31 protein-coding genes and 1 tRNA gene are annotated in these 25,839 nt (G+C 68.8%); 20 read left to right on the forward strand and 12 right to left on the reverse strand.

Annotated elements, in window-relative coordinates; genetic code table 11:
• Window positions 1-64: 64 nt before the first annotated feature.
• Entirely contained in the window at window positions 65-442 is a 378-nt protein-coding gene (locus tag LCD35_RS12095; RefSeq protein ID WP_225044205.1) for a TetR/AcrR family transcriptional regulator, read from the reverse strand.
• Between the two features lie 142 nt (window positions 443-584).
• Between LCD35_RS12095 and LCD35_RS29910 the strand changes: the two genes are divergently transcribed.
• Window positions 585-713: a hypothetical protein gene (locus LCD35_RS29910; protein ID WP_255614775.1), complete on the forward strand. Its 129-nt coding sequence runs from the start codon at window positions 585-587 to the stop codon at window positions 711-713.
• 12 nt (window positions 714-725) lie between these two features.
• Here the strand turns inward: LCD35_RS29910 and LCD35_RS12100 are convergent, their stop codons facing one another.
• Complete coding sequence (locus tag LCD35_RS12100) at window positions 726-1,184, reverse strand: nuclear transport factor 2 family protein (protein WP_224958550.1); 459 nt, start codon at window positions 1,182-1,184, stop codon at window positions 726-728.
• An 88-nt stretch (window positions 1,185-1,272) separates the two neighbouring features.
• Here LCD35_RS12100 and LCD35_RS12105 point away from each other — a divergent pair, with 88 nt between their 5' ends.
• Window positions 1,273-1,830, forward strand: coding sequence for a TetR/AcrR family transcriptional regulator (locus tag LCD35_RS12105; protein ID WP_224958551.1), 558 nt, complete (start codon window positions 1,273-1,275; stop codon window positions 1,828-1,830).
• An 87-nt stretch (window positions 1,831-1,917) separates the two neighbouring features.
• Entirely contained in the window at window positions 1,918-2,283 is a 366-nt protein-coding gene (locus LCD35_RS12110) for a hypothetical protein (RefSeq protein WP_224958552.1), read from the forward strand.
• On the opposite strand, the gene LCD35_RS12115 is transcribed toward LCD35_RS12110, so the two are convergent.
• Complete coding sequence (locus tag LCD35_RS12115) at window positions 2,255-2,683, reverse strand: VOC family protein (RefSeq protein ID WP_225044206.1); 429 nt, start codon at window positions 2,681-2,683, stop codon at window positions 2,255-2,257. The two genes, LCD35_RS12110 and LCD35_RS12115, sit on opposite strands and share 29 nt — an antisense overlap.
• Window positions 2,684-3,538: 855 nt before the next feature.
• On the opposite strand from LCD35_RS12115, the gene LCD35_RS12120 reads away from it, so the two are divergent.
• The gene (locus LCD35_RS12120) at window positions 3,539-4,135 is read left to right on the forward strand and encodes a hypothetical protein (protein WP_224966622.1); all 597 of its coding nucleotides are present in this window, start codon (window positions 3,539-3,541) and stop codon (window positions 4,133-4,135) included.
• Between the two features lie 801 nt (window positions 4,136-4,936).
• Here the strand turns inward: LCD35_RS12120 and LCD35_RS30720 are convergent.
• The 3 genes from LCD35_RS30720 to LCD35_RS12135 all read right to left on the reverse strand — a co-directional run bounded on the left by LCD35_RS30720 (window position 4,937) and on the right by LCD35_RS12135 (window position 6,522).
• Window positions 4,937-5,386 carry a cell division protein SepF gene (locus LCD35_RS30720; protein ID WP_374108070.1) on the reverse strand — a complete coding sequence of 150 codons (450 nt, stop codon included), beginning with the start codon at window positions 5,384-5,386 and terminating at the stop codon, window positions 4,937-4,939.
• A 604-nt stretch (window positions 5,387-5,990) separates the two neighbouring features.
• Window positions 5,991-6,338 carry a helix-turn-helix transcriptional regulator gene (locus tag LCD35_RS12130; RefSeq protein ID WP_225044207.1) on the reverse strand — a complete coding sequence of 116 codons (348 nt, stop codon included), beginning with the start codon at window positions 6,336-6,338 and terminating at the stop codon, window positions 5,991-5,993.
• Window positions 6,331-6,522 carry a hypothetical protein gene (locus LCD35_RS12135; RefSeq protein WP_224966620.1) on the reverse strand — a complete coding sequence of 64 codons (192 nt, stop codon included), beginning with the start codon at window positions 6,520-6,522 and terminating at the stop codon, window positions 6,331-6,333. Before LCD35_RS12135 ends, LCD35_RS12130 begins: the two co-directional genes overlap by 8 nt.
• 99 nt (window positions 6,523-6,621) lie before the next feature.
• Between LCD35_RS12135 and LCD35_RS12140 the strand changes: the two genes are divergently transcribed.
• Window positions 6,622-6,816, forward strand: coding sequence for a MerR family DNA-binding transcriptional regulator (locus LCD35_RS12140; RefSeq protein ID WP_224966619.1), 195 nt, complete (start codon window positions 6,622-6,624; stop codon window positions 6,814-6,816).
• Between the two features lie 3 nt (window positions 6,817-6,819).
• Here the strand turns inward: LCD35_RS12140 and LCD35_RS12145 are convergent, their stop codons facing one another.
• Both LCD35_RS12145 and LCD35_RS12150 read right to left on the reverse strand, forming a co-directional pair.
• Complete coding sequence (locus tag LCD35_RS12145; protein ID WP_225044208.1) at window positions 6,820-7,614, reverse strand: protein phosphatase 2C domain-containing protein; 795 nt, start codon at window positions 7,612-7,614, stop codon at window positions 6,820-6,822.
• A gap of 5 nt (window positions 7,615-7,619) precedes the next feature.
• Window positions 7,620-8,447 (reverse strand): hypothetical protein, encoded by an 828-nt coding sequence (locus tag LCD35_RS12150; RefSeq protein WP_225044209.1) that lies wholly within the window; start codon window positions 8,445-8,447, stop codon window positions 7,620-7,622.
• Between the two features lie 133 nt (window positions 8,448-8,580).
• Between LCD35_RS12150 and LCD35_RS12155 the strand changes: the two genes are divergently transcribed.
• The 9 genes from LCD35_RS12155 (at window position 8,581) to LCD35_RS12195 (ending at window position 15,099) form a co-directional block, all read left to right on the forward strand.
• Window positions 8,581-8,931, forward strand: a complete 351-nt coding sequence (locus tag LCD35_RS12155; protein WP_225044210.1) for a hypothetical protein — start codon at window positions 8,581-8,583, stop codon at window positions 8,929-8,931.
• Window positions 8,932-9,240: 309 nt separating this feature from the next.
• Window positions 9,241-9,495 carry a hypothetical protein gene (locus LCD35_RS12160; protein ID WP_225044211.1) on the forward strand — a complete coding sequence of 85 codons (255 nt, stop codon included), beginning with the start codon at window positions 9,241-9,243 and terminating at the stop codon, window positions 9,493-9,495.
• The gene (locus LCD35_RS12165) at window positions 9,495-9,674 is read left to right on the forward strand and encodes a hypothetical protein (RefSeq protein ID WP_184482103.1); all 180 of its coding nucleotides are present in this window, start codon (window positions 9,495-9,497) and stop codon (window positions 9,672-9,674) included. Before LCD35_RS12160 ends, LCD35_RS12165 begins: the two co-directional genes overlap by 1 nt.
• 158 nt (window positions 9,675-9,832) lie before the next feature.
• A complete protein-coding gene (locus LCD35_RS12170) occupies window positions 9,833-11,209 on the forward strand; it encodes an FtsK/SpoIIIE domain-containing protein (RefSeq protein WP_225044212.1) in 1,377 nt (458 codons plus the stop codon).
• Window positions 11,210-11,241: 32 nt separating this feature from the next.
• Window positions 11,242-11,427, forward strand: a complete 186-nt coding sequence (locus LCD35_RS12175) for a hypothetical protein (RefSeq protein ID WP_225044213.1) — start codon at window positions 11,242-11,244, stop codon at window positions 11,425-11,427.
• Window positions 11,428-11,493: 66 nt separating this feature from the next.
• On the forward strand, window positions 11,494-12,297 hold the full coding sequence (locus tag LCD35_RS12180) for a hypothetical protein (RefSeq protein WP_225044214.1): 804 nt from the start codon (window positions 11,494-11,496) through the stop codon (window positions 12,295-12,297).
• Between the two features lie 136 nt (window positions 12,298-12,433).
• Window positions 12,434-13,714, forward strand: a complete 1,281-nt coding sequence (locus LCD35_RS12185; RefSeq protein ID WP_225044215.1) for a replication initiator — start codon at window positions 12,434-12,436, stop codon at window positions 13,712-13,714.
• A 6-nt stretch (window positions 13,715-13,720) separates the two neighbouring features.
• Window positions 13,721-13,900 carry an AlpA family transcriptional regulator gene (locus LCD35_RS12190; protein ID WP_225044216.1) on the forward strand — a complete coding sequence of 60 codons (180 nt, stop codon included), beginning with the start codon at window positions 13,721-13,723 and terminating at the stop codon, window positions 13,898-13,900.
• Window positions 13,900-15,099: a site-specific integrase gene (locus LCD35_RS12195; RefSeq protein WP_224966608.1), complete on the forward strand. Its 1,200-nt coding sequence runs from the start codon at window positions 13,900-13,902 to the stop codon at window positions 15,097-15,099. Before LCD35_RS12190 ends, LCD35_RS12195 begins: the two co-directional genes overlap by 1 nt.
• A gap of 51 nt (window positions 15,100-15,150) precedes the next feature.
• On the opposite strand, the gene LCD35_RS12200 is transcribed toward LCD35_RS12195, so the two are convergent.
• Window positions 15,151-15,226 (reverse strand) — tRNA-Lys (locus LCD35_RS12200).
• A gap of 128 nt (window positions 15,227-15,354) precedes the next feature.
• On the opposite strand from LCD35_RS12200, the gene dusB reads away from it, so the two are divergent.
• The 6 genes from dusB (at window position 15,355) to LCD35_RS12230 (ending at window position 22,953) form a co-directional block, all read left to right on the forward strand.
• Complete coding sequence (dusB, locus tag LCD35_RS12205; RefSeq protein ID WP_224958561.1) at window positions 15,355-16,503, forward strand: tRNA dihydrouridine synthase DusB; 1,149 nt, start codon at window positions 15,355-15,357, stop codon at window positions 16,501-16,503.
• Between the two features lie 7 nt (window positions 16,504-16,510).
• Entirely contained in the window at window positions 16,511-16,939 is a 429-nt protein-coding gene (locus tag LCD35_RS12210; protein WP_224958554.1) for a hypothetical protein, read from the forward strand.
• 262 nt (window positions 16,940-17,201) lie between these two features.
• Window positions 17,202-18,092, forward strand: coding sequence for a GGDEF domain-containing protein (locus tag LCD35_RS12215; RefSeq protein ID WP_224958555.1), 891 nt, complete (start codon window positions 17,202-17,204; stop codon window positions 18,090-18,092).
• 258 nt (window positions 18,093-18,350) lie between these two features.
• Window positions 18,351-21,020, forward strand: a complete 2,670-nt coding sequence (locus LCD35_RS30455) for an LCP family protein (RefSeq protein WP_225044217.1) — start codon at window positions 18,351-18,353, stop codon at window positions 21,018-21,020.
• Between the two features lie 173 nt (window positions 21,021-21,193).
• Window positions 21,194-21,841, forward strand: a complete 648-nt coding sequence (gene phoU / locus LCD35_RS12225; RefSeq protein WP_224957982.1) for a phosphate signaling complex protein PhoU — start codon at window positions 21,194-21,196, stop codon at window positions 21,839-21,841.
• A gap of 272 nt (window positions 21,842-22,113) precedes the next feature.
• The gene (locus LCD35_RS12230) at window positions 22,114-22,953 is read left to right on the forward strand and encodes a helix-turn-helix transcriptional regulator (RefSeq protein WP_224957984.1); all 840 of its coding nucleotides are present in this window, start codon (window positions 22,114-22,116) and stop codon (window positions 22,951-22,953) included.
• Window positions 22,954-23,008: 55 nt separating this feature from the next.
• On the opposite strand, the gene pstB is transcribed toward LCD35_RS12230, so the two are convergent.
• From pstB to pstC, 3 genes are read right to left on the reverse strand one after another with little or no spacing between them, the layout of a single operon-like run.
• Window positions 23,009-23,785 carry a phosphate ABC transporter ATP-binding protein PstB gene (gene pstB / locus LCD35_RS12235; protein ID WP_224957985.1) on the reverse strand — a complete coding sequence of 259 codons (777 nt, stop codon included), beginning with the start codon at window positions 23,783-23,785 and terminating at the stop codon, window positions 23,009-23,011.
• Window positions 23,786-23,795: 10 nt separating this feature from the next.
• Entirely contained in the window at window positions 23,796-24,710 is a 915-nt protein-coding gene (gene pstA / locus LCD35_RS12240) for a phosphate ABC transporter permease PstA (RefSeq protein ID WP_225044218.1), read from the reverse strand.
• Complete coding sequence (gene pstC / locus LCD35_RS12245; protein ID WP_224957988.1) at window positions 24,707-25,678, reverse strand: phosphate ABC transporter permease subunit PstC; 972 nt, start codon at window positions 25,676-25,678, stop codon at window positions 24,707-24,709. Before pstC ends, pstA begins: the two co-directional genes overlap by 4 nt.
• Between the last annotated feature and the right edge of the window lie 161 nt (window positions 25,679-25,839).

The raw sequence follows: 25,839 nt of genomic DNA on the forward strand, positions 1-25,839 counted from the left end.
ACGTGCGGCCGCGCACCGATACTCCGGAACGCGCCTTCGGATACGGCGGTGCGTTCTCGGTGATCTACCCGGTTCGCGGGGGGGGGGGGGGTTGACACATGGGGGGGGGGGCCCCCCCCGGGGGGGGGCCCCCGGGGGGGCCCGGGGGGGCCCCCACTACCGCGCCCACCCGCGCGCGGAGCCCGTCGACGCCGCCCTGCCCGCCGGTGCCGGCGAGGTCGGCGGCGACGCGTTCGAAGCCCTGGGTGGCCAGCGCGCGCAGGATCGCCTGCTTGTCCGCGAAGTACGAGTACAGCGACATGGGCGCGCAACCGAGGCGCCCGGCGAGCTTGCGCATGGTGAGCCCGGGGAAGCCCTCGTCCCGGATGAGCCGCTCGGCGGCGTCGAGGATCTCCTGCCGCAGTTCACCGCGGACCCGCTGGCGAGCGGTCTGGGACGTCACGTCGCACCTCCCGTGCGCACCGGCCCGGCGACCGGTTTCCGTACATGTACGAACCACTGTACATGTACGGAATGCGGACGCCGCGAGCCTCGGACCACCGGCCCGCCGCGGTCATGGATGCTCACCGCAGGGTGATCCGAGGATGAGCCGTCCGGGGACGACCGGGCGGATCACCGCGCCGCTCGACGACCTGCTCGACCTGGGCCGCACGGCGCGAGGAGCGGACGACGACCCGGAACCGCTGGTCCGAGCCGTCATCGCGCGCGGATGACGACGACCGCGGTCACCGCAGCGGGAACGGCACCCCGCGCTGCTCGGCCGGGCGCGGGCCGAAGATCCGCCGCTGCGATTCGTCGATCGCGAGGTCGTTGATGCTGGCCTCGCGGCGGCGCATCAGCCCGTCCGGCGCGAACTCCCACAGCTCGTTGCCGTACGAGCGCCACCAGCGGCCGTCCGCGTCCCGGCACTCGTACTGGAACCGCACCGCGATGCGGTCCGCGGTGAACGCCCACAGCTCCTTGCGCAGCGCGTAGTCCAGCTCGCGGCGCCACTTCTCCCGCAGGAACTCGACGATCTCCGCCCGGCCGGTGACGAACCGGTCCCGGTTCCGCCACACCGAGTCCTCGGTGTAGGCGAGCGCGACCGCCTCCGGGTCGGTGGTGTTCCACGCGTCCTCTGCGGCCTGCACCTTCTGCGCCGCGGTGTCCGCGCCGAACGGCGGGTACGGGGGACGTCCGGTCATGGTGCTCTCCTCTCGCACGCTGGAGAACGTGCGTTCTCCGCGCTGCTAATCTAGAGAACGCACGTTCTCCACGCCAGGGAGCAGACCGATGGACCAGCGCACCGCCACCACCCGGCTACTCGACGCCGCCGAGGAGCTGTTCTACGCGCGCGGCGTGCAGGCCGTCGGCATGGACGAGATCCGCGCCGCCTCCGGCGTCTCGCTCAAACGGCTCTACCAGTGCTTCCCCTCGAAGGAACAGCTCGTCGTCGGCTACCTGCGGCGCCGCGACGGGCGGTGGCGCGACTCCCTCGCCCGCTCCGTCACCACCCGCGCCCGAGGCGCCGAACAGGTGCTCGCCGTCTTCGACTGGCTGCACGAGTGGTTCTCCGAACCGGGTTTCCACGGCTGCGCGTTCCTGAACTCCTTCGGCGAGCTCGGCGCCACCAGCCCCGCCGTCGCCGCCGTCGTCCGCGAGCACAAGACCGAGGTGCAGCGGTACCTCGCCACGCTCCTCACCGACGCCGGCGAGGCGCGGGCCGGCGCGCTGGCCGAACAGCTCAACGTCCTCGTCGAAGGCGCCATCACCACCGCCGCGATCACCGGCACCCCGGCCCCGGCCCACCACGCCCGAGCAGCGGCCGAAGCCCTCCTCAACCGCCGCTGATCCGGAACCCGACCCACCACGACCGATCACTGGGTACGGCCACCGGGCCATGGGACACGACCGCTGGATCCTGAACGAGGAAGACGAGTGGGATCTACCCGCAGAACCGGGTCCTCGATCGTGGTCGTCGCCGGGCGCGGCTACCTGGTGCAGGGCGGGTTGAACACGACGATCGCCGGGCAGGCCCGCCGGGTTCTGGTGGTGTTCTTCGCGGGCACGCTGGTGAACGGCGGGTTCGCCGCCTTCGACCTGGTGATGATCACTGGGACGTCGCCGGACGTGGGCGGCACGTCGGGCGAGTTCACCGCCGGACTCGTCGGCTACCTGCTGCTGCCGCTGGTGCTCGTCGTGCTGTCCGCGGTGCACGTCGCGGTCGGGCGCCGGTGGTTCCGCCCGTCGCCCGCGCTCTTGCGGAAGCACTCGGCTACTGGGCGCCGAGGTCCGGGACGGTGAGGGAACCGTCGGCGGCGAGCGGGAAATCCGGGTTGTGCGCGATCTCCCACGGGTGCCCGTCCGGGTCGGTGAACACGCCCGCGTAGCCGCCGTAGAACGTCTCAGCGGGACGCCTGGTCACCAGAGCGCCGGCCGCCTCGGCGGCCGCGACGATCTCGTCGACCTCGGCCGCGGACCGGGCGTTGTGCGCGAGGCAGACGCCGCCGAACCCGCGATCCACCGGCAGCCCGCAGTCCCGCGCGAGCGCCTCCCGACCCCACAGCACGAACGCGCTGCCGCCGGTCTGGAAGAACACGGTTTCGCTGAGCTCCTGCCCGCGCCACCCGAGCCGCTCGTAGAACGCTTTCGCCCGTCCCAGATCGTCCACCCCGAGCGTGACCAGGCTCACCCGCTGCTCCATCCCCGCAGCATAACGACGTCCCCGACGACTCCGGCCGACTCGGCGTCCGATCAGGATCCGTGCGCACGCGACGCGGTCGGTCTCCCCTCACCGCATCGGGCTCTTGCCCCGGGGCTCACCGCGTCAGGGGCGGGCCTGCTCGGGCACTCCCGGGTGTCGATGACCCAGGACGTCTACATGGCTCGGAAGACGGTCAGCCGGGACGCGGCGACGGCGCTCGAAGCAGCCTTCGCTAAAGAGTCAAACTGGTTTCGTGTGGGTTCTGTGTGGATGCGATCTTGATCCGGGAACCGAACGACGCTCTGACCAGGCGGGATGGTGGGGCGCCTGGGGATCGAACCCAGAACCCACGGTTCTGGCTTCCGTGATCATTGACGTCTGCCGTCACCCGACGACATAGTCGGTCACCTGTGTGAACACCGCCGCCAAGCACATGGTCACCTGTCGTCGTGTGACGTCGTTGGCGGTCGATTATTGGCGCTTCTTTGGCAACCCCCGGGCCTTGGAGTGCGGCCACGCCCGCTACAGACGACCGCACGCGCCACAGCGGCATAGGCTGCCGCGCTGCCTGCCCACAGCCAAGCCGACATACCACCGACCGTCCAAAAAGGAAACACCAGAGTGATATAGATCACTCTGGTGTTACTGGCGCAGCTGCTATCGCATGGGTTAAGCTCGCGCCTGACAAGTAGTAAGTGAGGTGTAGTCCAGCATCCTACGTCATGTTCGCAACTACGACACTAGGGTGAGTGGGCGTGAGTTGGCAAGGGCCTGTAGTCAACTTCACTCTCATGGCTGGCCTGCTACCTCCTCGCGAGAGGTAGGAGCTCTGTGAGTCCTGTTCGGATCAGCGCAGTGTCGTTCCTCGACTACATGCACAGCACTCCCCGGGGATGCATCAAGATCGTCAAAGATCAGCGCAAGATGCACCTCGACCCCGACCGCAAGGCCAGCTACTTCTACGACCCGATCCGGGTCGCCCTGCGTCGCGCGCTCAACTCCGTGACACCGCAACAAGAGTTCTCCAAGGCCATCGACCGCGCCAACGTCACCCAGTACTTGCACTTCGTCGAGCTCGAACGCGGGTTCAGCAAGTGGTCGCGCAAGGTCAACGCCACCGGCGTCAAAGTCACCGCAGGTGCCTGGCGAGCCGGCGACCTGGACGTCACGCTCCACAACCTCCTAGGCCTGCGCCACTCCAGCGGGAAGACCGAGGCCGTCCTTCCCTACCTCAAGGAAGCTGCCCTCACACCCGATGCAGCGAACCCCATCCTTCGGGTGCTCGAACGAGAAATGCCAGCCCTCTTGGTCGGTGCTTCGCCGGTCGTCCTCGATGTTCGACGCGGCAGTTCCTTCAAGCTTCGCCGCAACACCAACCGTGCCGACCTCGACGCACTCCTGACCGCAGAGGCCGCCAAGTACACAGCGCACTGGCACGCCGTCGCCGCATAAGGCAACACCGCACTCCGACTCTCGCCACGTGCACCGTCACCCTGCGTGCCCCAGGGCGGCGGTGCCATCGGACGCCTGCAAAGGAGCAACGTGCCTTATATCGAGCCATACACCAAAAAAGACGGTACCCAAGTACGTGGACACCCTCGCCGCAATCCTTCTCGTGGCGCCCGGGCCACCCGGACTAATGGCCCACCCGCTAGCGGTTTCGGTATCGCCATTGGCGCCTTAATCATCTTGGCACTGGCCGGATGGGGGTACAGCAATCCAGACGCGCCGGGCGGCGACATGCCAGCGTGGAGCACGGCTGGACTCACAGTCAGCCGAATTTCCAGCTCCGACGAATCCACTTGCGATTCTCACTCTTACGGACAGGTGCAGAAATTCTTCGAGGAGCATGACTGCGCCGCCCTCCACCGAGATCTCCTTAAAGCTGAGGACCACCAAGGAAACTCGGCATTAATCGCAACGTCTCACATCAAGATGGCCAGCTCCGAAGGAGCAACCTCCCTTAAAGGCCTAACTGACCGAAATGACTCCGGCAACGTAAACACACTCGCCGCCGACACTTACATAGGAAATAACGTGTCGTTCACGGGACAGCACTACGCCTCTAGCAGGAAAGGCGCGGAGCTCCTCGTCGCCGAAGCTGAGCCACTTACAGGGTCCATTAATTCAGCAACGCTCAAAATACTTGCCGAACATGCAATTAAGCGATCATAACTATCCTTGCCGGGCGTGGCGTCGCTAAGTCGACGTCACGCCCGGCACTGCTCGCCGGGTCGGGTCGCCGCGCGGTATCTAGGCGGAGTATTGAACAGACGACGTTACAATAAATAGCCTATTTGTCACCTTTTCCATGCTCCCAAATGACAAGAAGGCTGCTCCTGCGCAGAAGTCAACGAGCCTTTTGGCATCAGCTTCGGAAACTTCCGTAAGGTCGAGCAGTACCGGTCGCCCTTCTCGTAAGCTTTCCCCGATAGTTCTAGCTTCCGCGTAGCCCTTCGCGGTAATTCGAGTGAATTGATCAATAGTTATTCCCTTGGGGCTCTCCGCATTTTCGTCGCCCGCCATGGATGCGGCCTCTTCGGTCGATGTGTCAAACGTTGCCGAAAAACTTCCGGCGGCAATTTCAGACAGGCTTGGTATCTTCCCTTTTATCGCACGTCGAAACACTGCTATCCCAAACACGGCCACTGCGGGCCAAAGTAAGGTATTCATATAATCAAGCACCAAATGTGCAATCTGCATGCGGCTATTCTAACGTCTCATTGCTTGCATTTTGGGGGTTTAACGGAAGTCCAGCCAGGCGAGCTACTACGAGCGGCGAGCTACCGTTGCCCTACAGCAAGTGGCAAGCTGACCACTTTGTCAACGTGCCCAGCACTGTTGTGTGGAAATGCCAACGCGAGCAACATCAGAGGCGGCGTCGGCAAGCGTTCTTCACGCTTGCGGCCCCTGCGTGGTTCCTGGCCGCCTGCCTTCCTTCTGCGTCCCGGACGCTGGGGGTCGCCGGGACCGGCGCCAGCCGCACGCCCGGTGGCCCCCGGCTTGGCCGGGACTCGCATACAGCTGGCAGGGGGCCCCGCAGGGGCCGCCCTTGATGAAGAAAAGAAACTCTGAACACGAGCGCTCTGGGGTGCTGGCCTGGAGCTAGAGCTCGTGGAGCTTGTCGATGACGCGGCGCAACAGTAGGACGCTCGGAGTCGCCCAGGCTCGGGCTCGTGATGCTTCAGACGCAGCGCGCGAACTTGTGAGCTCTGGCAGTGCCGCGGGGAAGAGTTCTCCCCGCCACGCGGTGATGTACCCGGTGGGTCTGGTTCGGTGTGCGCCCACGATGCCTCCTGCCCGTAGGTCAGTTGTCGGTGCGGCCGTTGCGGATTTGGGCGATGCGGCCTCGGGTGATGCCGAGGAAGTCGGCGACGTCGGCGTAGGTGAGGCCGTAGTCGTGGTGGGCTCGTTCGATCGCGGTGCGGCGCAGTGCTGCAAGTTCGGTGACTCGTCGGCCGCATTCGTTGATCAGCTCGGTGGCTCGGGCTGCTTGACGGACCGGGTCGGGTTCATGGCGGACGGCTTCGACGTCGTCCCAGCGGGCTGTTTCGGCGTCCGGGCCGGTGGCCTGCTCGGGGACTAAGGGCACCTCGTCCGGGGTGGGCTCGTTGCCGTCTGCGGGCTGGATCGGAATCACGGGGCCGTCACCCACGGACGTCGATGATCAGCGGCCGCTCGTCTCCGTGGAGCGCCCGAGCGAGTGCAATCAACGCCGACGCGAGCTGTTCGCGCTGTTCGGTTGTGGCTCGTCCTGCGCCGATGTCGAAGGCGGCTTCGTCGAGTGCCCATTGCGCCTGGCGCAGCAGCACGGCTAGTGATCGGGATCTGTCGGACATCGCACCCACCTCATAGCGCCAATCGAGACAATCAAGCCGAACGTATCAAACGAGTCTGCTGTTAGGTGGGTAAACGAGTCAACTGCGACAGTCCATGTCGTGACGAGACCTCGTCTGGTGACCACGGGCGAACTGGCGCGGGAGCTGGGGATCAGCCCGCGCACGGTGGCGCGCTACGTGAGTTCCGGGTTGCTGACGCCAACGGAAACCACGCTCGGCGGGCACTACCGGTGGGACGTCGTGGAAGTGCGGGAGCAGATCCGCAAGCTCCGCGCCGATTCCGGCGACGGCTGAGGCTCAGTCGTTCCAGCGGACGGCAGCGATGGCCTTGTCGTCGTGGCGCTTCGCGCGCGGGAAGTCGGTGCCGTCGGGGTCGACGTGGGTTTCCCATGCCTGGCAGCGTTCGAGTTCGGCGAACAGGTCCGCTGAGTCCATCCCGGCCACCCTGGTCCACTCGTCGGTGCCGGTGTGGGTCATGGTGTTGAACGCGCCGTCGGTGGCCAGCACGCACCACGGGGTTTCGCGGACGCTCGATGTCCGCACCAACGCATGGGCGGCTGCGGTCGGGTCGGCTTCGGCGATCCAGTAGCCGCCGTCGAGGTTCCGCCGTTCAGCTTGGGCGTCCTGGAGTTCTCGCAACATGGTGCGGTGGTGCTCGTCGTAGCCCGCGCCGGACCGCAGCCGTTCCCGGTAGGCGCGTCGTTCGGGAAGTTCCAGGTCGTCGAGCCTGGGGTCCTCGAAGACCCCGGCTGGCGTGATGATCGGGCTGTCGCCGAGGACGAGTGCGTCCACCTGGTCGCCGTTGCGGCGCACGATCGCGACCGTGCTCGACGGCGAGTCGCCCGGCGTCAGTTCCAGCACGTCGGCTGCCGCTCGGATCGACTCGGACAGGATCGCGCGCAGGTCCGCGGCGGGCTCCTGGCTCAACCTGAGCTGGAGGGCTTCGCCGAGGGTGGCCGCGTATCGGCTGGCGGGCACCGGGACCGGGCGGAACGCCGAGGCGCCGTCGAGCACGATCACCGCGTTCTCGGTGGTCAGGATCTTGTCGTCGCTGTCGGCGTAGTCGGGCAGCTGGGCCGTTTCGATGCGCATCGCGATCACCAGACGTAGGGGCCGGCGGCGAGCTCGCTGCCGGTGATGCTCAGGCCGTCGTAGGTGCAGCGGACCGCCAGGCTGAACGAGACGTCGCCGACCTGGCCGAACAGCTCCGGCAGGTTCGCGGTCAGGTAGTGGGCCGCTCCCAGCGATCCGATCGCGTGGATTCCGGCGACGTGCACGATCACGCGGTCGTCGTAGCGGTGCCGGGCGACGTAGGCGAGATCCGCGGACTGCGGGTCCTCGTCGTCGGCGGGGGAGCCGTAGCGCTCGCCGGTCGGCCGGTGCTCGAACCACCAGCGTCCGCCGTCCTTGACCAGCCCGGCGCGCTCGTCCTCGGCCAGCAGTGCAGCCGCGACCGGGGCGGATTTCGGGCCGCAGACCACCAAGGCGTCACCGGCGGGGAGTTCTTCGGTCTCGGGACCGATGTGGAACTTGTCTACGGCGAACCGCATCGCCGTCAGTAGGTCCTCGAACCGGGCCTGCGTCGCGGAGTCCTCAGCGGCGATCAACGGGCGCTCGCGGTCTGTCACCTGGTAGCGGTAGGGGATGCCGATGCTGACCGGGCCGACCCCGAAGACCACCCGTTCGGGACCGGCGGCGTCCTTCTTCACTTGGCTCACGCGGCCCTTCGTGATCCCCAGAGCCGTCGCGATCTCGGTGTAGCTCATGTCGAGATCGCGGTGAGCTTCCTCGATCGCGGCCTTGCGCAGGCGTGCCAGCTCGGCCGCGCGCTGCTGGTAGGTGGTGATCAGCTCGGTGGCGCGCAGACCTCGCCGGATGGGGTCGGCCTCCCGGCGGACCGCCTCGAACTCGTCCCGCGTCGTCATGCCGCCAGTTTAGACCCCCTTGACAGCTCTCGCGGAAGCGCTTAGCTTGTGTTTAGACCCCCTCAACATGGTGGCGGCTTCGGTCAGCCCAAGGGTTTAGGGGGGTAAACGATTCAACTGCGTGGAGGCAGAGATGCGGAACATCCCGGTGAACTTGCAGGGCTACAAGCTGATGGTGACCGAGTCTCCGGCGTTGAAGATGCGGGAGAACGACAACGGCGTGGAGGAGGTCGTGACGGACCGCTCGGGCGTTCAGCACTTCGTGGTGTCGCTGTTCGCGAAGAAGCGCCCGGTGGAGGGGCAGTTCGCGGAGAAGGGCGAGGAGATCAAGGTGACCCTGACCGCCGACCCCGGCGAAGGGTTCGAGGAAGGCACCTACGTGCAGCTGATCGATGCGACGGTGTCGCCGTGGCAGACCGAGCGCAACGGCCGCTACGCCTCCGGGCTGGCCTACCGCGCGGCGGGTATGACGCCGCAGGTCTGATCTCCGCCCGTCTGGGCGTGACGGTCTCTTTCTGAAGTTTTTCTCAAGCCGTGTTCGTGGGCTGTTCGTTCTTTGGTGAATTCCATAGTGGGCCGAACTATGCCTTTTTCCGGCACGAATGTGCGTGTCGGTGGGGCTTTGTTGGCCCCCGAGTTGGCTCGGGGGTCTTCATGGCCTTGTCCATGTCGAGAGGACCACATGATGCGGGTTCGTTTTGATCGGGAGTTCCGGTTTGACGGTTCCGGCTGCGTGGGCGGCCGGTGGCATCTCGTCGACGACGGCGAGTGAGAAGAGAAGGGGTGGTTGTTGATGGCGATGGAGCAGGCGTTGAAGCGGGTGGGTCCGGCGTCGGCGGCGGTGACGCGGTTGGAGGTGTTGGCCCGGTTCGTCGATGAGCTGGGCCAGGACTTGGGCCGGGTGGCGTTTCTGGAAGACGACATCGTCGACGCACGCCGGTTCGCGGACATCGAGGACGTGGCGCAGCGGGCGCAGGTGGCGTTGACGCGGTTGCGGGATGCGCTGGCCGAGCACGGTGGTGCTGTGGTGGCGAAGGGATACAAGTGATGACGCGGGGCGAGAGCGTGTACGGGACGGTGCGGCGGATCGATTCCTCGATGGCCGCGATGAACCGCGTGTTGCGTAAATTCGGGACGCCGAAGGAAGTGGCGTCCGAATTGCGTGCGGTGAAAACCGCTGTGGGTGAGGTGATCGCCCAGTTGGAGATGGCCGAGCGCCGCAGCTAGCAAACACGAACATGTCGGCACCGGGGTGCCGGATTCCATATCGGAGTCCGGCACCCCGTTTTCTTTCGGGGAGCAGATTCATGACGGACACACGGGTAGCGGTGGGAACGACTCCGGCACGGGCGGCGGGAAGGTGGGTGGCGCGGCATCCGCGTTCGATGACGAGCACGGTCGTGCTGGGTGCGTCGGTGGTGTGGCTGGGCTACCTGGTGGTGCTCAGTGCCGCCGGTGTCGCCGTGGTCGCCGGTGCTTCCTGGTGCTTGCTGGATCGGCCGACGTTCGACCGGTTCGCGGGCCGGTTGTTGCGGGCGTGGTGGAGACGGTGGGTGGTCTACCAGCGCCAGTGGTTCGACCTCGCCTACCGGGCCGGTCTCGTGGTCACTGATCACCGTGGACGGGCGTGGGCGCCGAAGGTGCTGCGGGTGTCGTCGTCGTGGTGCTGGGACCACGTGCGGATCCGGATGGTCAAGACCCAGGAACCCGGCGACTTCGAAGCGGTGCTGGAACGGCTGGCGAACGCCTACCGGGCTCGGCGGGCCACCGTCCGCACGCTCAAGCCCGGTGTGATCAGTCTGGATTTCCAGATTCGGGAACCGTTCGATGAGATGCCCGTCCCGCTGCCGCCGTTGCCGGAGTCGCCGGAATCCGTCGACTTGGGGCGGTTGGTGATCGGGCGGACCGAGTACGGCCGGGACTTCGCCCTCGACCTCCTCCGCGGTCTGCACGTCCTGTTGGCCGGGGCGACGGGTTCGGGGAAGGGCTCGTGGTTGTGGGGCCTGATCCGGCAGCTCGCCCCGATGGTGCGGGCGGGCTCGGTGCGGTTGTGGGTGATCGACCCGAAGGGCGGGATGGAGTTCGGCGCCGGGCGGGAGATGTTCCACCGCTTCGCCGACAGCGACGAAACCGGCCTGGAACTGATGCACGAGTACGTCGAGACCTTGGACGCCCGGAAGGAAGACCTCGGCCGCCAAGGCGTGCGCACCGCGACGGCCTCGCCTGCGACGCCGATGGACGTGCTGATCGTGGATGAGCTGGCCGCGATGACGCAGTACTGCACCCGCGACATCGCCCGCGAATTCGAACCCTTGCTCGGCAAGGCCCTGACCCAGTACCGGGCGGTCCTCGGCCGGGTCGTGGGGGCCGTGCAGGAGCCGCACAAGGACACCGTGCCGATGCGCGGGCTGTTCCCGACCAAGATCGCGCTTCGCCTCGATGAGGCCTCGTACGTGGACATGACCTTGGGTGAGGGGGTCCGCGACCGCGGGGCACTGGCGGATCAGATTCCGGAGATCATGCCGGGCGTCGGCTACGTCAAGCACGACGGGCGCCGCGAACCGCTGCGGGTCCGGGCCGCGTTCACCAGCGATGACGACATCGCCGCCCTGGTCGCCTACTGCACCGGCTCCACCATCACCCCGCTGCGCCGCGAGCAACCCCCGGCATCTCGGCGCAGCGCGATCGCCGAGGCCACCGAGGCCGACATCGAATCCATCGACTTCTTCGACGGCGACGACGAAGACCACGACGCCGCCTGACCCGTTTTTACTGCTGTGAAAGGAGATTTGCCGTGTTCCACGTAGTTCTCACCCTGCGTTCCCTGGCCGCGCTCGTCCTGGCCGGATTGCTCGCGCTGGGCCTGGTGGCGCTCGTGTGGGCGCTGGCCGGTCCCGCCGCCGGGCTTCTGGCGCTGCTGGTGCTGGCGCTGATCGTGCAGGGCGTGAAGTCCCTGATCGCCACGACGACTGAGGAATAGGGAAGGAGGGGCGTGATGTGGCCGTTTCGCAGGGATGTTGATCGGGGGTCGGGTCGGACTCGGCGGGTGGAGCGGCTGGGTGAACGCATCGCCGAGTCCAAACGGCTCCGCCCGCTCTCACTCGACCCGGACTTGATCGCTGTCGCGATGGAGCGCACCCGGCGGCGGACGGTGGCGGGGTTGTGGTTCTTCCTCGCACTCGGACTGTCGTTCACGACTACCGGGGTTCAGGCGTTCCTCGCCGGGGACGCGGGCACTGATGATCCGGTGTGGTGGGCCGCCTGGACGGTGGAACCGATGTTCGCCGGTCTGCTGATTCTGCTGCTCAACTTCGAAGCCGTCATCCTCGCCCACGGCGTCGAACCCGGGCACCACTGGTGGACACGGATCAAGCGGGTCCTGCTGGGCACGACGTTGTTCATGAACGTCGTCCCGCAGCTGCACCCGGATCGATTCCAACTCGGGTCGCTGGCCGTGCACCTGATCATCCCGGTGGTGGTCTACGGCTTGGCCGAGGTGATCCCGGTGATCCAGGCCCGGTCCCGCCAGGTCGTGATGCAGGGCTACGCCGAGGCTGAAGCGCCTTGCTCACCTGCGGACACCACCGATCCGGACCCGAGGCCGGCCCCCGCTCAGGACGTGCCCGACGCGCCTGCACCCCCGGAACCTGCGCCGTCTTCGTCGCCGTCGGGTACTGAGCCGGTGAAGCGGGGTCCGCGGCTTCCCGTACACGTCGTCGACGCGCTCAAGCGCGCCCGGGACCAGGCCGCCGAAGAGGGCCGGGGTTTCGCCCCGGCGGACGTGCAACAGGTGGTGAAGGTGCCCGACGCGATGGCGACCGCGATCCACGCCGACCTCATCACCACCTGACCCGAACTCACTCGCAACGGACCGTTTTCCGTTGCCACAACTGAACAAGCACAACCCCTGCGAAGGCGGAGCACCACCACCGAACAACCCCGGTGGGGCTCCGCCTTCTGCATGTCCGGAAAGGGAACCAGTCCTGATGGTGCCAACTGCTGCGGCGGTCGTGGACCGCTACCAACGACGCGTTCAGGCCACCGACTACGGCCGCTGGCGCGACCAGGTCGAGGCCACCGGCGGATGCACCCACCCGGTCCGCATGACCGGCGCGTGGACCGTCACCGACAACACCACGAACCAGGTCCTCGCTCACAAGGGCGGGCACGTGATGGTGCCCTGCGGGAACCGCCGCGAGAGCATCTGTGCCGCGTGCTCCGACCGGTACGCCGCCGACGCCTTCCACCTCCTGCGAGCCGGGCTCTCCGGCGGAACCAAGGGCGTCCCCGAGCACGTCACCGAACGGCCTCGGGTGTTCCTCACGTTGACCGCCCCGTCGTTCGGTCCGGTTCGCGACGACGGGCAGCCCCGCTTCCCCACCAAGTACGACTACACCGGGCACGTCCTGTTCAACGCCTACGCCGGGAAGCTCTGGCACCGCTTCGTCATCGCACTGCGCCGCCACCTCGCCCGCGCGGCCGGAATCCGGGTCCGCGACTTCGCCGACCACGCCCGGCTCTCCTATGCCAAGGTCGCCGAATACCAGCGACGCGGAGCGATCCATTTCCACGCCGTGATCCGCCTCGACGGCCCCGCCGGAGCCACCGACCAGGCACCCGCCTGGGCCAGCCCGGACCTGCTCACCGCCGCCATCCACGCCGCCCACGCACAAGTCCGCATCACCACACCCAAAGTCGACGGGCGGGCGCACGAACTCTCCTGGGGTCGGCAGATCGACGTCCGCACCATCAAGCCCGCGAACGCCCCGGACTTCGAGGACGGCGACGGCGAGATCACCGACGACCGCCTGTCCTCCTACGTCGCCAAGTACGCCACGAAGGGCACCGGGAAGTCCGAGGCGGCGGACCGGCCGATCCGCTCCGACGCACACATCGAACAACTCCGGATCAACGCCCACTACAAGCAGCTCATGCGCACCGCCTGGCGCCTCGGCGCCCTCGACGAACTCGACGAGATCAACCTGCGGCGCTGGTGCCACATGCTCGCCTTCCGCGGCCACTTCCTCAGCAAGTCCAAGGCGTACTCGACGACGTTCAAGCAGATCCGCGGCGACCGGCAGCGCTTCCGCCTCGAAGCCGCCCTCGACGAACTCGGCGTCACCGAAGACGCGGTGACCGTGGTCAACCACTGGGACATGACCTCAGTCGGACACCGCACCCCCGAGGAACGCGACATCGCCGAAGGCATCGCCCAACGACGCCGCGACACCCGCAAACACCGGCACACCACCGAACGAAAGGACTGAACAGCCATGAAGAAGCTCTGGGGACCCCAAGACGTGGCCGACTACCTCGGCGTCCCGGTCGGCACCGTCTACCAATGGCGCACCCGAGGCACCGGCCCCACCGGCAAACGCGTCGGCAAACACGTCCGCTACCGACCCGAAGACGTCGAAACCTGGTACGACGCACTCCCCGAGGGGGTCATCTGATGTCCGGTCGGCTGCCGCTGCCGCTGGGCAGCATGGGAGAGATCAAGGTCAAGCCGGTCGGCAAGTCCTATTCGGCTCGGGTCTGGTACCGGCGACAGGACGGCGACTACGTGGACGTGCGGCGCCGTGGCAAGACCAAGGAGAAGGCGAAGCAAGCGGTCCGGGACGCGATCAACAACCTCGCTCCCCCGGCGGCTCCTGGTTCGGAGCTGACCGCGTCCTCCTCGTTCGGTGAAGCCGCCGAGCAGTGGATCAGTCAGCTCCGCACCGATGCGGAGAACGGCATCTACTCGCTGACCACGCTGGACACCTACGAGAACGTCTACCAGAACCACGTGAAGCCCGAGTTCCAGAACTTCCGGCTGTTCGAGGTGAAGACGCCAGCGGTCAGCAACCTGTGCCAGCGCAAGCTCAAGGCGCATAGCCTGACCCTCGCCAAGTCGGTCAAGGCCGTGATCAGCAACATCATGACCTTCGCGATGCAGGCGGGTGCGGTGGAGAACAACCCCACCAAGGGCATCGCAGCTCTGTCCGAACGCCGCGCCAAGGTCAAGCGCAAGAAGCCTCGGGCGCTGACCAAGGAGGAGCTGCGGGACCTGCTCGGCAAGCTCGACGCCGACGAGGAAGCAAAACGGCGCGACCTGCCCGACCTGGTGCGGTTCTTCATCGCCACCGGCGAACGCATCGGTGAGGCGTTGGGCGCGCACTGGGAGGACTTCGACCCGGCGGCCAAGAAGCTGCGGATGAGCGGCAACCTGATCAGGTCACGTGGTCGGGGCACTCGCCGCAACGACGGCAAGAGCGACGGTTCGGCGCGAGACATCGCCTTGCCCGACTGGGCGGTACGGATGCTCTCGGAACGAGCCGAACAGCTCGGCGACGTCGACCCGGCGAAGCCGATCTTCATCAACACCCAGGGCGGCTACCTGAACTCGTCGAACGTGGGCAACCGGACGTGGATCCCGTTCCGCAAGCGGGCGGGCTACGAGTGGGTCACCTTCCACACCATGCGCAAGACCGTGGCGACGCTGCTCGATGAGGCGGGGCTCACCGCTCGCCAGGTGGCCGACCTGCTCGGGCACTCCCGGGTCTCGATGACCCAGGACGTCTACTTCGGCCGCGGACAGCAGTCCCGGGCGAGTGCCGAGGCGCTGGCGTTCGTGGACTCCGACGGGCGCACCGGCGAAGTTGGCAATTAGTTGGCAACCCGGCTCACTAGCGGGACTCCACGAGCCTGCGACCAGGCGGGATGGTGGGGCGCCTGGGGATCGAACCCAGAACCCACGGATTAAAAGTCCGTTGCTCTGCCAGTTGAGCTAACGCCCCGCGGGGTCAGCGTACAAGGGCGTGGTCATCTCGTGTGGCGGTGGGCCGAAGAGCGTCGGGGGCGCGCGGGGCCGCGAAGGTCGGGTTCGGCGTCAGGGACAATGGCAGGCGTGACCGTGCTCGATTCGATGGTGCCGACCGCCGAGAAACCGCCCGCGCACTCGCTGCGGATCGGGCCGCACGCGGTGGATCCGCCGGTGGTGCTCGCGCCGATGGCCGGGATCACGAACGTGGCGTTCCGCAGGTTGTGCCGGGAGTACGGCGCGGGGCTCTACGTTTGCGAGATGATCACGAGCCGGGCGCTGGTGGAGCGGCATCCGCAGACCATGCAGATGATCACGTTCGACGCCGACGAGCACCCGCGGTCGATGCAGCTGTACGGCGTCGACCCGGTGACCATGGGCGAAGCGGTGCGGATGATCGTGGCCGAGGACCTCGCCGACCACGTGGACATGAACTTCGGCTGCCCCGTCCCGAAGGTCACCCGCAAGGGCGGCGGCTCGGCGCTGCCGTACAAGCGGCGGCTGTTCGAGGACATCGTCACCGCGGCGGTGCGTGCCGCCGAGCCCGCGGGCATCCCGGTGACCGTCAAGTTCCGCATCGGCATCGACGACGACCACCTGACCTACCTGGACGCGGGCCGCATCGCCGAGGAATCCGGCGCCGCCGCCGTCGCGCTGCACGCGCGCACCGCCGCGCAGCGCTACTCGGGCACCGCCGACTGGAGCACGATCGCCCGCCTGAAGGAGGCCGTGCGCGGCATCCCGGTCCTCGGCAACGGCGACATCTTCAGCGCCGGCGACGCGCTGCGGATGATGGCCGAGACCGGCTGCGACGGCGTCGTCGTCGGGCGCGGCTGCCTCGGCCGGCCCTGGCTGTTCCGCGACCTGCAGGCCGCGTTCACCGGCCGCGAGATCCCGCCGGGACCGAACCTCGGCGAGGTGCGGCGGGTGCTGCGCAGGCACGGCGAGCTGCTCAGCGAGCACATGGGCGAGCAGAAGGGCGTCCGCGACCTGCGCAAGCACATGGCGCAGTACCTGCGCGGGTTCCCCGTCGGCTCCGACCTGCGGCACCGGTTCGGGCTGGTGTCCAGCCTCGCCGAGCTCGACGACCTGCTCGCCGACCTCGACCCGGACGTGTCGTTCCCCGCCGACGCCGAAGGCCCCCGCGGGCGCCAGGGCTCCGCCGGGAAGGTCGTGCTCCCCGAGGGCTGGCTGGACGACCCCGAGGACCGGTGCGTGCCCGCGGGCGCCGAGATCGACCACAGCGGCGGCTGACGCGACGATGCGGACCGCTCTGCTGTGCCTCGCGGCGTGCGCGCTCGCGGGGTGCTCCACCACGCCGCAGCCACCGGCCCCGGAGCAGCAGGTCCGCGACTACTTCGCCGCGAACGACGCCGCCGCCCGCGCGGGGGCGCGGGCCCAGCAGGACTTCTTCACCCGCACCCAGCACCCGGACTACGCGGACCGCACCTGCGAGCTCGACGGGCTCACGGTGCAGCTGGAACCGGCGATGAGCACGCTGCGGCCGGACCCCGGCTACCAACCGGACTCGACGGGACCGCCGCGCGGTGACGTGCGGGTCGTCGGCGTGGAGGTAACGGTCCGCCGGGACGGGACGATCATCGGCAGGCAGATCGGGTCCCAGCACCTCGTGCTGCTCGACGGGCGGGTCCACGGATTCGCCCCCTGCCCGACCGGGGGTGCCTCATGACGCGAACGGAGAACAGGCACGTGCGCTGCTGTGACGGGAAACACATCGGGCTCGGTTCGTCCGTGCGGGTGGGGAGATCCCGTTTCGCTTCCACCCGTTGGCCAGGGCCGGTACACACCAAGGCAGCCCGGCGACGTGAGACGCACTCACCAATTCGGAGCAAAGGCTGGTAAGCCGGATGAGCGAATTCCGCAGTACACGCATCCCGGCGCCTCAAGCGACCCGCCGGAGCCGACGACACCACGGACGGGAGGTGACAGCGATGACCGGATTGCGCGACGGCTTCGCCGGACCCGAACCTCTGCGCGAGGACGTCGCGCGTTCGTTGTGCCCCGCACCGGCTCCACCGCCGGACCTCGGGCCGCGACGCACGCGTCACGAGCTGGCCAACGAGGGCGGCATGGTGGAACTGCACGAGTCGATCGCCGCGCTGCTGGCGTCCCGGGGGCAGTGGCGCCAGGCCTACCACCACCTGCGCTCCGCGCTGGACCTGCTGTCCACCCAGGACACGCCGCGCGTGCCCGAACAGCTCCGGCACGAGGTGAACCGGCTGCGCCGCGAGCATGCCGAAGCCCGCGAGCAGAGCCTCCGCGACAGCCTCACCGCCAGCTACAACCGGCGCTACCTCGACGAACGCCTCGCCGACCTGCTCGCCGTCGACGGCCCGGGCGGCCTGGCCGTCGGACTCGTCGACCTGGACTGGTTCAAGCAGGTCAACGACACCTACGGGCACCTGCTGGGGGATCGGGTCCTGCAGCGGGTCGTGGACCTGCTGCAGGAGGCGCTGCCGTCGGGCTCGTTCTGCGCTCGCTACGGCGGCGAGGAGTTCGTGCTCGTGCTGCCCTCCATCGACGCGGCCCGCGCGGTGGCGGTGTGCGAGGCGGCGCGGATCCGCATCGAGCGGTTCCCCTGGTCGCAGCTGGCGCCGGGGCTGCGCGTCACCGTGAGCATCGGGATGGCGCACGAACCGGACACCGGGCAGCACGCTTCGCCGTCCGCGACCGCCGAGCAGCAGCTCATCGGCGCGGACGCGCTGCTGTACGCGGCCAAGCAATCGGGCCGCAACGCCGTCGCCTACCGTTCCGCGAGCGAGGTCCACATCGCGGGCCTGGGCGCGGAGCGGCGCGCCGGGGCCAGACTGCTCGGCTACTGAGAGCGATCTCGCCGGAACCGAAGGTACCTACACAGGGTGTATGTGCCGGTCAAGTGGCGTAACACAGTTGGGCGATCCAGCGCACGTTCTCAGCGAATCGTGCACTGATTGTGAAGAAATTGTCGCCCACTATCGTCAGTTCGGGCGATCAGCCGTACTATCTCGGGAGCGTTAAGCGATAGGACTTCGGGGAGTCGACCGCTGACGCCCATACCGAACGACGACACCATCGATTGCGACGGTGGGGAGGGAACACGGGTGCCGCAGGACCCCCGGCATGGCCAGCACGGGCACCACAGTCCCCACCAAGACGGGGGCCCGGACGAGGACAACGCCCCCGAACAGCAGTCCGGGCGGCGCCGCCGCGCGTTAGGCGACGACGGCACCGGCGGGACGCGGGTGTTCGACCTCCTGTCCAAGCACGGCAAGGCCCCCGGCGCGGGCACCGGCTCGCACCGCCGAGCCGCCGAACCCGAGCCCCCCGACGGTGGTGGCGGACGCCGGTCGCGCGCCGCGCAGCCGCAGTCCCCCGCGGCCCAGCAACCTCCCGCCGCGCAGCAACCCCCGGCCCAGCAACCGCCGGCCGCGCAGCAGCCGCCCACCCAGCAACCTCCCGCGCAGGACGCGCAGGCCGCCGAGTGGTCGGCACCCGGCCGCGCCCCGCAAGGCCCCGCCGCGCGCGGCGGCCGCGGGCAGCAGCCGCCCCCGCCGCAGGAGCCGCGCACCGGCGGCCACCGCTCCGCCGAACCGCCCGCCGACGCGCAGCCACCCGCGCGCCCCGGGCACCCGCAGACCGGCAGGCAGCCCGCCCCCGGACGTCCGCAGCGGCCGCAGGACGCGCCGCGGCGCCGCCCCGACCCGCAGCAAGCCGCTGCGGGCTCGCTGGGCGCCGCGTCGGACGCCGCGGCCACCCACATCGCCAAGGCGCTCTCCGGCGAACCCACCGCCGAGTCCGAGGCTCCGCGCAGGCGCCGGGAGGTCCCGCCCGCCGACGCGCAGCCACCCGCGCGCCCCGGCCGCCCGGGACGGCCCGGCCGCCCCGCACCGTCGCCCGCCGCCGAGGACCCCGAGGCGACCGCCGTGGTCCCCGCGGTGCCCGCCGAGCCGGAGAAGCCGCCGGCCGAGGCCACCAAGGTCACCCGCGTCCCGGAGACCGGCCCGGCGCGCGAGGCCGCGGACGAGACCGCGATCGTCGCGCCCGTCACCGCCGACGACGCCGAGGAAGCGGACGAGGACGACGCGGACTCCGCCGAGAACGACAGCGACGAGATCCGCCAGATCGACGCGACGCTGGCCAGGTTCTCCGCGGTCCACGACGAGATCGCGATCGAGGAGGACGCGCGGCGCAAGAAGTACTCGTGGCTGTTCGGCATGCGCAAGGAGCCCGAGCTGGGCCGCGACATGCCGTTCGACTTCGTCGAGGGCCGGGACGCCGGATCGTCCCGGATGGACTGGAAGAAGGAGCAGCGCAAGCGCCGCACCATCCGGATCCTCAAGGCCCTCGCGGTCGCCGCCGCGCTGACGATCTTCGTCGCGACCGGCATCGGCTGGAGCGCGAAGGCGTGGGTGGACGCGAAGTTCAAGGACATCGCCGCGCTCGACCCGAACTCCTCGTCGATCAAGGACATCTCGAAGCAGTCCGGGGACCGGAACTTCCTGCTGCTCGGTTCGGACACCCGTGCCGGGGCGACCGAGGCGGACGGGGTCGGCGACACCACCGACGAGCCCGGCGCCCGCGCCGACACGACGATGATCGCGCACATCCCGGCGGACCGGAGCCGCGTGCTCGTCGTGTCCTTCCCGCGCGACCTGCAGGTGGACATCCCGTCGTGCGAGCGCTGGAACCCGGACACCGGCCAGTACACCGGCGAGGAGGTCGCGCCGCGCCCGGCGACCAAGCTGAACGAGGCGTACGCGGTCGGCGGGCCGAAGTGCACCACCAAGGTCGTGCAGCAGCTGTCCGGCCTGTCGATCACGAACTTCCTGGGCATCGACTTCCAGGGCTTCAAGTCGATGGTGGACGCGATGCACGGCGTGGACATCTGCTCGTCCATCCCGATCGTGGACCGCAAGCTCGGCGTGGTGCTGCCGGAGGCGGGCCCGCAGACGCTGAGCGGCACGCAGGCGCTGAACTACGTGCGCGCCCGCTACGTGGAGGGCGACCCGACCTCGGACTACGGCCGGATGCAGCGCCAGCAGCTGTTCCTGTCCTCGCTGCTGCGCAAGGCGATGTCCGGGCAGGTGCTGATGGACCCGCAGAAGCTCGGCGGTTTCGTGGACGCGGTCGCGGCGAACACCTTCGGGGAGAACGTCGGCACCGACCAGCTGCTCGAACTGGGTCGCTCGATGCAGGGCATGGACGCGGGCAAGATCACCTTCATCACCGTGCCGACCACCGGTTACGCGAACGACGAGGGCAGGGAGGAACTGGACGACTCCGAGGCCGCCGCGCTGTTCCGGGCGATCATCGAGGACGCTCCGGTGTCGCCGCGGCAGGCGGGCGTGCCGGGGGCCGCGGGCGGCTCCGGCCCCGCTTCGATGGGCTCGGCATCGTTCGGCCGCGCCGCCACGGCCAAGCCGTCCGACGTGCCGGTGCGGGTGGTCAACGCCTCCGGCCGGGACGGGCTGGCGGGGCGCACCGCCGACGAGCTGGGTGCGGCGGGTTACCCGGTGGCCGGTTCGGAGACGCTGTCCGCGACGAGCGAGCGGACCGTGGTCCGCCACGGCGCGGCGAACGCGGCCGCGGCCCGGCTGCTGGCGTCCTCGGTACCGGGGGCGACCACCGTGCAGGACGACGCGGCCGGTGGTGAGCTGCGGCTGGAGCTGGGCACCTCGTACGCCGGTCCGGTGCGGGCGCCGGGCGGGCAGCAGGCCGAGATGCCGTCGGACCTGAGCACGGTGAACGCCGGCTCGGACGTGTGCGGCTGACACCACGCACCGACTTGTCCGTTTTGCTCCGTTTCCCGCTTGTTGCGGTGGAACGCGCTCTGATCGAATGGTGACGTCTGCGATTCCACTCGAACGGGGCCATCATGGTCCGTTCACCGGTGATTCACCAGCGTGCGTCCTGTCCGATTCTTCCCGGAAGTAAGGTGACCGGCATGCGTGAGGTCTACCAGGAACAGCTCGGCGATCTCGCCGAGGAGCTCGCCTCGATGTCGACCATGGTCGGAACGGCGATGGAGCGCGCCACGAAGGCGCTACTGGAGGCCGATCTGACTCTGGCCGAACAGGTCATCGAGGAGGACGTGCACGTCGACGAGGCCCGCGCCCGCGCCGAGGAGCAGGCGTTCGGCCTGCTCGCCCTGCAGGCGCCCGTGGCGGGCGACCTGCGCACCGTCATCTCCACGATCCACGCCGCCGAGGACCTGGAGCGGATGGGCGACCTGGCGCTGCACGTCGCGAAGGCGGCCCGCCGCAGGCACCCGCAGCCGGTGCTGCCGGAGCCGGTGCAGGAGTACTTCGCCGAGATGGGCCGGGTCGCGGTGGACCTGTGCGCCCGCGCCGCCGCGGTGATCCGCTCCCGCGACATCGACGCCGCCCGCGACCTGGAGGCCGCCGACGACGCCGTGGACGACCTCCACCGCCACCTGTTCACCGTGATGATGAGCTCCGAGTGGTCGCACGGGGTGGCCGCGGCGGTGGACGTGACCCTGCTGGGCCGGTTCTACGAGCGGTTCGCCGACCACGCGGTCGCCGTCGGCCGCCGGGTGGTGTTCACCGTGACCGGGAGCATGCCGACCAGCTGATCCGAGCCCGCCCCACCGGCCCGCCGTGTCCCTCTTTCGAGGGGATTTCGGCGGGCCTTTTCACGCCATCAGGTCACGCGTCGTGTCCGCCGCTGTTCGGAGGGCCGCTGAACTGCGAGAACAGGACCCGAAACGGCAAACGACGTATTAATACTCGGTCTCACCAGTCGTTGGGCCGAATGCAGTATGCGAAGGTCGTGCCGTGACCAGCACCGACGCCTCGCCCCTCGCCGCCGTCCCACCGGAGGCCGAGGGTGCATAACAGTCCGACCGTGCACCGCCGGCGCCTCGGCGGTGAACTGCGCAAGCTGCGCGAATCCGCGGGCCGCACGCACCGCGAGGTCGCCGCCCACCTGGACTGCTCGCAGGGCAAGATCAGCCAGATCGAGCTGGGCCGGGTGCCGGTGCGCACCTCCGACGTGCGGCTGATGGCCGAGTTCTACGGCATCACCGGTGACCGGATCGACGAGCTGATCGAACTCGCCCAGGGCTCCAAGGAGCGCGGCTGGTGGCAGCGGTACCCGACGACCGCGCAGCGCCCCGGCTTCGAAACGCACCTGGGCCTGGAGACGGCGGCGAAGGCGGTCAGCTGCTTCGGCGCCGACCCCATCCCGGAACTGCTGCACACCGCCGAGTACTCCACCGCCCTGTTCGACGCGGAGCTGCACGCCCCCACCGAGGCGGACCGGCAGGAGCGGCTCACCGTCACCACCACCCGCCAGCAGCGGCTGCTCGGCGCGGAACCGCTGGAGCTGTGGGCGGTGCTGGACGAGGCGGCGCTGCGCCGCAGCGTCGGCGGGCCGGTCGTGATGCGCCAGCAGCTGGAGCACCTGGTGCTGATGGGCTACCGGCGGAACGTGACCATCCAGGTGCTGCCGTTCGCGCACGGCGGGCACCCGCTGATGGGCGAGCGGATCTCGGTGTTCTCGTTCCCCTCGGACGCCGACCCGCAGGTCGTGCACGTCGGGGACGCCGCGGGCTCGCGCTTCCTGGACAAGCCCGCCGACACCGGCGACTACCTGACCGCGTTCGAGAAGGTCTGCGGCATCGCGCTGCCCCCGAAGGAGTCCAGCGCCTACATCTCCGCGGTCGCCGACGACTGGAAGGCCTGAGCACGACCGGAGCCCGCCCCGGCGGTGCGGGACGGGCTCCGGTGCCGGGGTTCGCTCAGCCGAAGCGGCCGGAGATGTAGTCCTCGGTGGCCTTCTGGCTGGGGTTGGAGAAGATCCGCCCGGTCTCGTCGATCTCGACGAGCTGGCCGGGTTCGCCCACCGCGCGCAGGTTGAAGAACGCGGTCTGGTCGCTGACCCGCGCCGCCTGCTGCATGTTGTGCGTGACGATGACGATCGTGTACTCCTGCTTCAGCGTGGAGATCAGGTCCTCGATCGCCAGCGTGGAGATCGGGTCCAGCGCCGAGCACGGCTCGTCCATCAGCAGCACGTCCGGCTGCACGGCGATGGCCCGCGCGATGCAGAGCCGCTGCTGCTGACCGCCGGAGAGGCCCCCGCCGGGCTTGCCCAGCCGGTCCTTGACCTCTTCCCACAGGTTCGCGCCGCGCAGCGCCCGCTCGGTGACCTCGTCGAGGTGCTTCTTGTTCTTCTCCCCGGCGAGCTTCAGCCCGGCCACGACGTTGTCCCGGATGGACATGGTGGGGAACGGGTTGGGCCGCTGGAAGACCATGCCGATGGTGCGGCGCACCTGCACCGGGTCGACGTGGGCGCCGTAGATGTCCTCGCCGTCGAGCAGCACCTTGCCGTCGACGCGGGCTCCCGGCACGACCTCGTGCATGCGGTTCAGCGACCGCAGCACGGTCGACTTGCCGCAGCCGGAGGGGCCGATGAACGCGGTGACGCTGCGGGCCGGAACCTGCAAGGTCACGTCCTGCACGGCGTGGAACTTGCCGTAGTACAGGTTGAGGTCCTTGATGTCGAGACGCTTGGCCATGGGATCCGCCCTACTTGGTCTTGACGGCGAACAGCCTCGACAGCAGCGACGCCACGAGGTTGATCAGCATGATGACGAGAACGAGGGTGAGCGCGGCGCCCCACATGCGGGCGGCGCCGGCGGCGGTGCCGGTCCCGCGCTCCATGAAGATCGTGAGCGGCAGGGACGCGAGCTCGCCGCCGAACATGTCGTAGCTGATCGAGCTGGAGTAGCCCACGAGGATCAGCAGCGGCGCGGTCTCGCCCAGCACGCGCGCGAGCCCGAGCATGACGCCGGTGAGGATGCCGGACAGCGCGGTGGGCAGCACGACCTTCACGATCGTCTTCCACTTGGGCACGCCCAGCGCGTAGGACGCTTCGCGCAGCTCGTCCGGGACGATCAGCAGCATCGTCTCGGTGACGCGCACGACCACCGGCACCATCAGCAGCACCAGCGACAGCGCCACCGCGAACCCGCTCCGGTTGAAGCCGAACGTGGTGATCCACAGCGCGTAGATGAACAGGCCGGCCACGATCGACGGGAGGCCGCTGAGGATGTCCACCATGAAGGTGGCGACCTTCGCGAACCGCGAGTTCTGCCCGTACTCGATCAGGTAGATTGCGACCAGCACGCCCAGCGGCACCGAGATGACCGCGCAGATGAGCCCTTCGAGCAGGGTGCCCGCGAGCGCGTGGTTGATGCCGCCGCCGAAGTCGGTGGGCAGCAGCCCGTTGAACGAGTGCGTCCACCAGGTGCTGCTCAGCACCGGGGCGAGCCCGCGCTGCAGCAGGGTGATCAGCACCCACAGCAGCGGGATGACGGCGATCACGAACGCCGCGGTGAACACGGTGGTCGCGAGGTGGTTCTTGAACTTGCGGGCGAACCCGAGGTGCTGGAACGCCGGGGGTGCGGCGGGGCGCTCGACGTCAGCGGCGTTCGTTGTCATGACTTCCCCTTACCGCTGGCGCTCTCGATCCACCGGGCGAGCGCGTTCACCGCGAAGGTGATGACGAACAGCACCAGACCGGCGGAGATGTAGGCGCCGACCTGCATGTTGTTGTTGAACTCGCCGGAGCCGAGCGCGATCTTCGAGGCGAACGTCGCGCCCACGTCGAACAGGCTGAAGTTCGGTCCGCTGTTGACCGTGCTGAGGATGACGGTCAGCGCCACGGTCTCGCCGAGCGCGCGGCCGAGGCCGAGCATCGAACCGCCGATGAAGCCGTTGCGGCCGAACGGCCACACCGTCGTCCGCACGACCTCCCAGCGGGTGGCGCCGAGCGCCTGGGCACCTTCGATGTGCGCCTTCGGCGTCCGCTGGAACACTTCGCGGGTGACGCCGGTGATGGTCGGCAGGATCATCACGGCGAGCACGATGCCCGCGGTGAAGATGTTCATGCCGCCGTCGGCGGGCGCGTTGCCGTCCGCGAAGATCGGGATCCAGCCGAGGTTCTGGTTCAGCCAGAGCGCGACCGGCTTGAGCACCGGCCCCAGCACCAGCACGCCCCACAGGCCGTAGATCACCGAGGGCACCGCGGCCAGCAGGTCGACGATGTAGGCGAACGGGCGGGCCAGCGAGCGCGGCGCGTACTGGGTGAGGAACAGCGCGATGCCGCACGCGATGGGCATCGCGAACACCAGCGCGACCAGGGAGCTCGCCACCGTCACCCAGGCGAGGTCGGCGATGCCGAAGCTCAGCTCGTTCGGGTCGGAGGTGTCCCACACCCGGCTGAACAGGAAGTTCACCTGGTTCGCCTGCAACGAGGGCACGGCCCGGATCAGCAGGAAGATCCCGATCGCCGCGATCAGCGCGACGACGAAGATCCCGGACCCGGTCGCGAGGGACTGGAATGCGCGGTCCCCGATGCGGACGACCTTCTTCGGTTCGTCCGCCGGGGGCGCTTCGGGAGCGGAAATGACGGCCTCCGGTCCGGAAGTGGATGCCGAAACGCCCGTGGGGGGCCCCGGGGGGGGGGGGGCCCCCCGGCGGGGGGGGGGGGGTTTGGGGTGGGTTACAGGGGGGGGGCCGCGGGGGGAGGGGGGGGGGGGGGGGCGGCCCCCGGGGGCCGCGGCGGCGG

The organism is Saccharopolyspora sp. 6V (assembly GCF_020176785.1).
Classification (GTDB): Bacteria; Actinomycetota; Actinomycetes; order Mycobacteriales; family Pseudonocardiaceae; genus Saccharopolyspora_C; species Saccharopolyspora_C gregorii.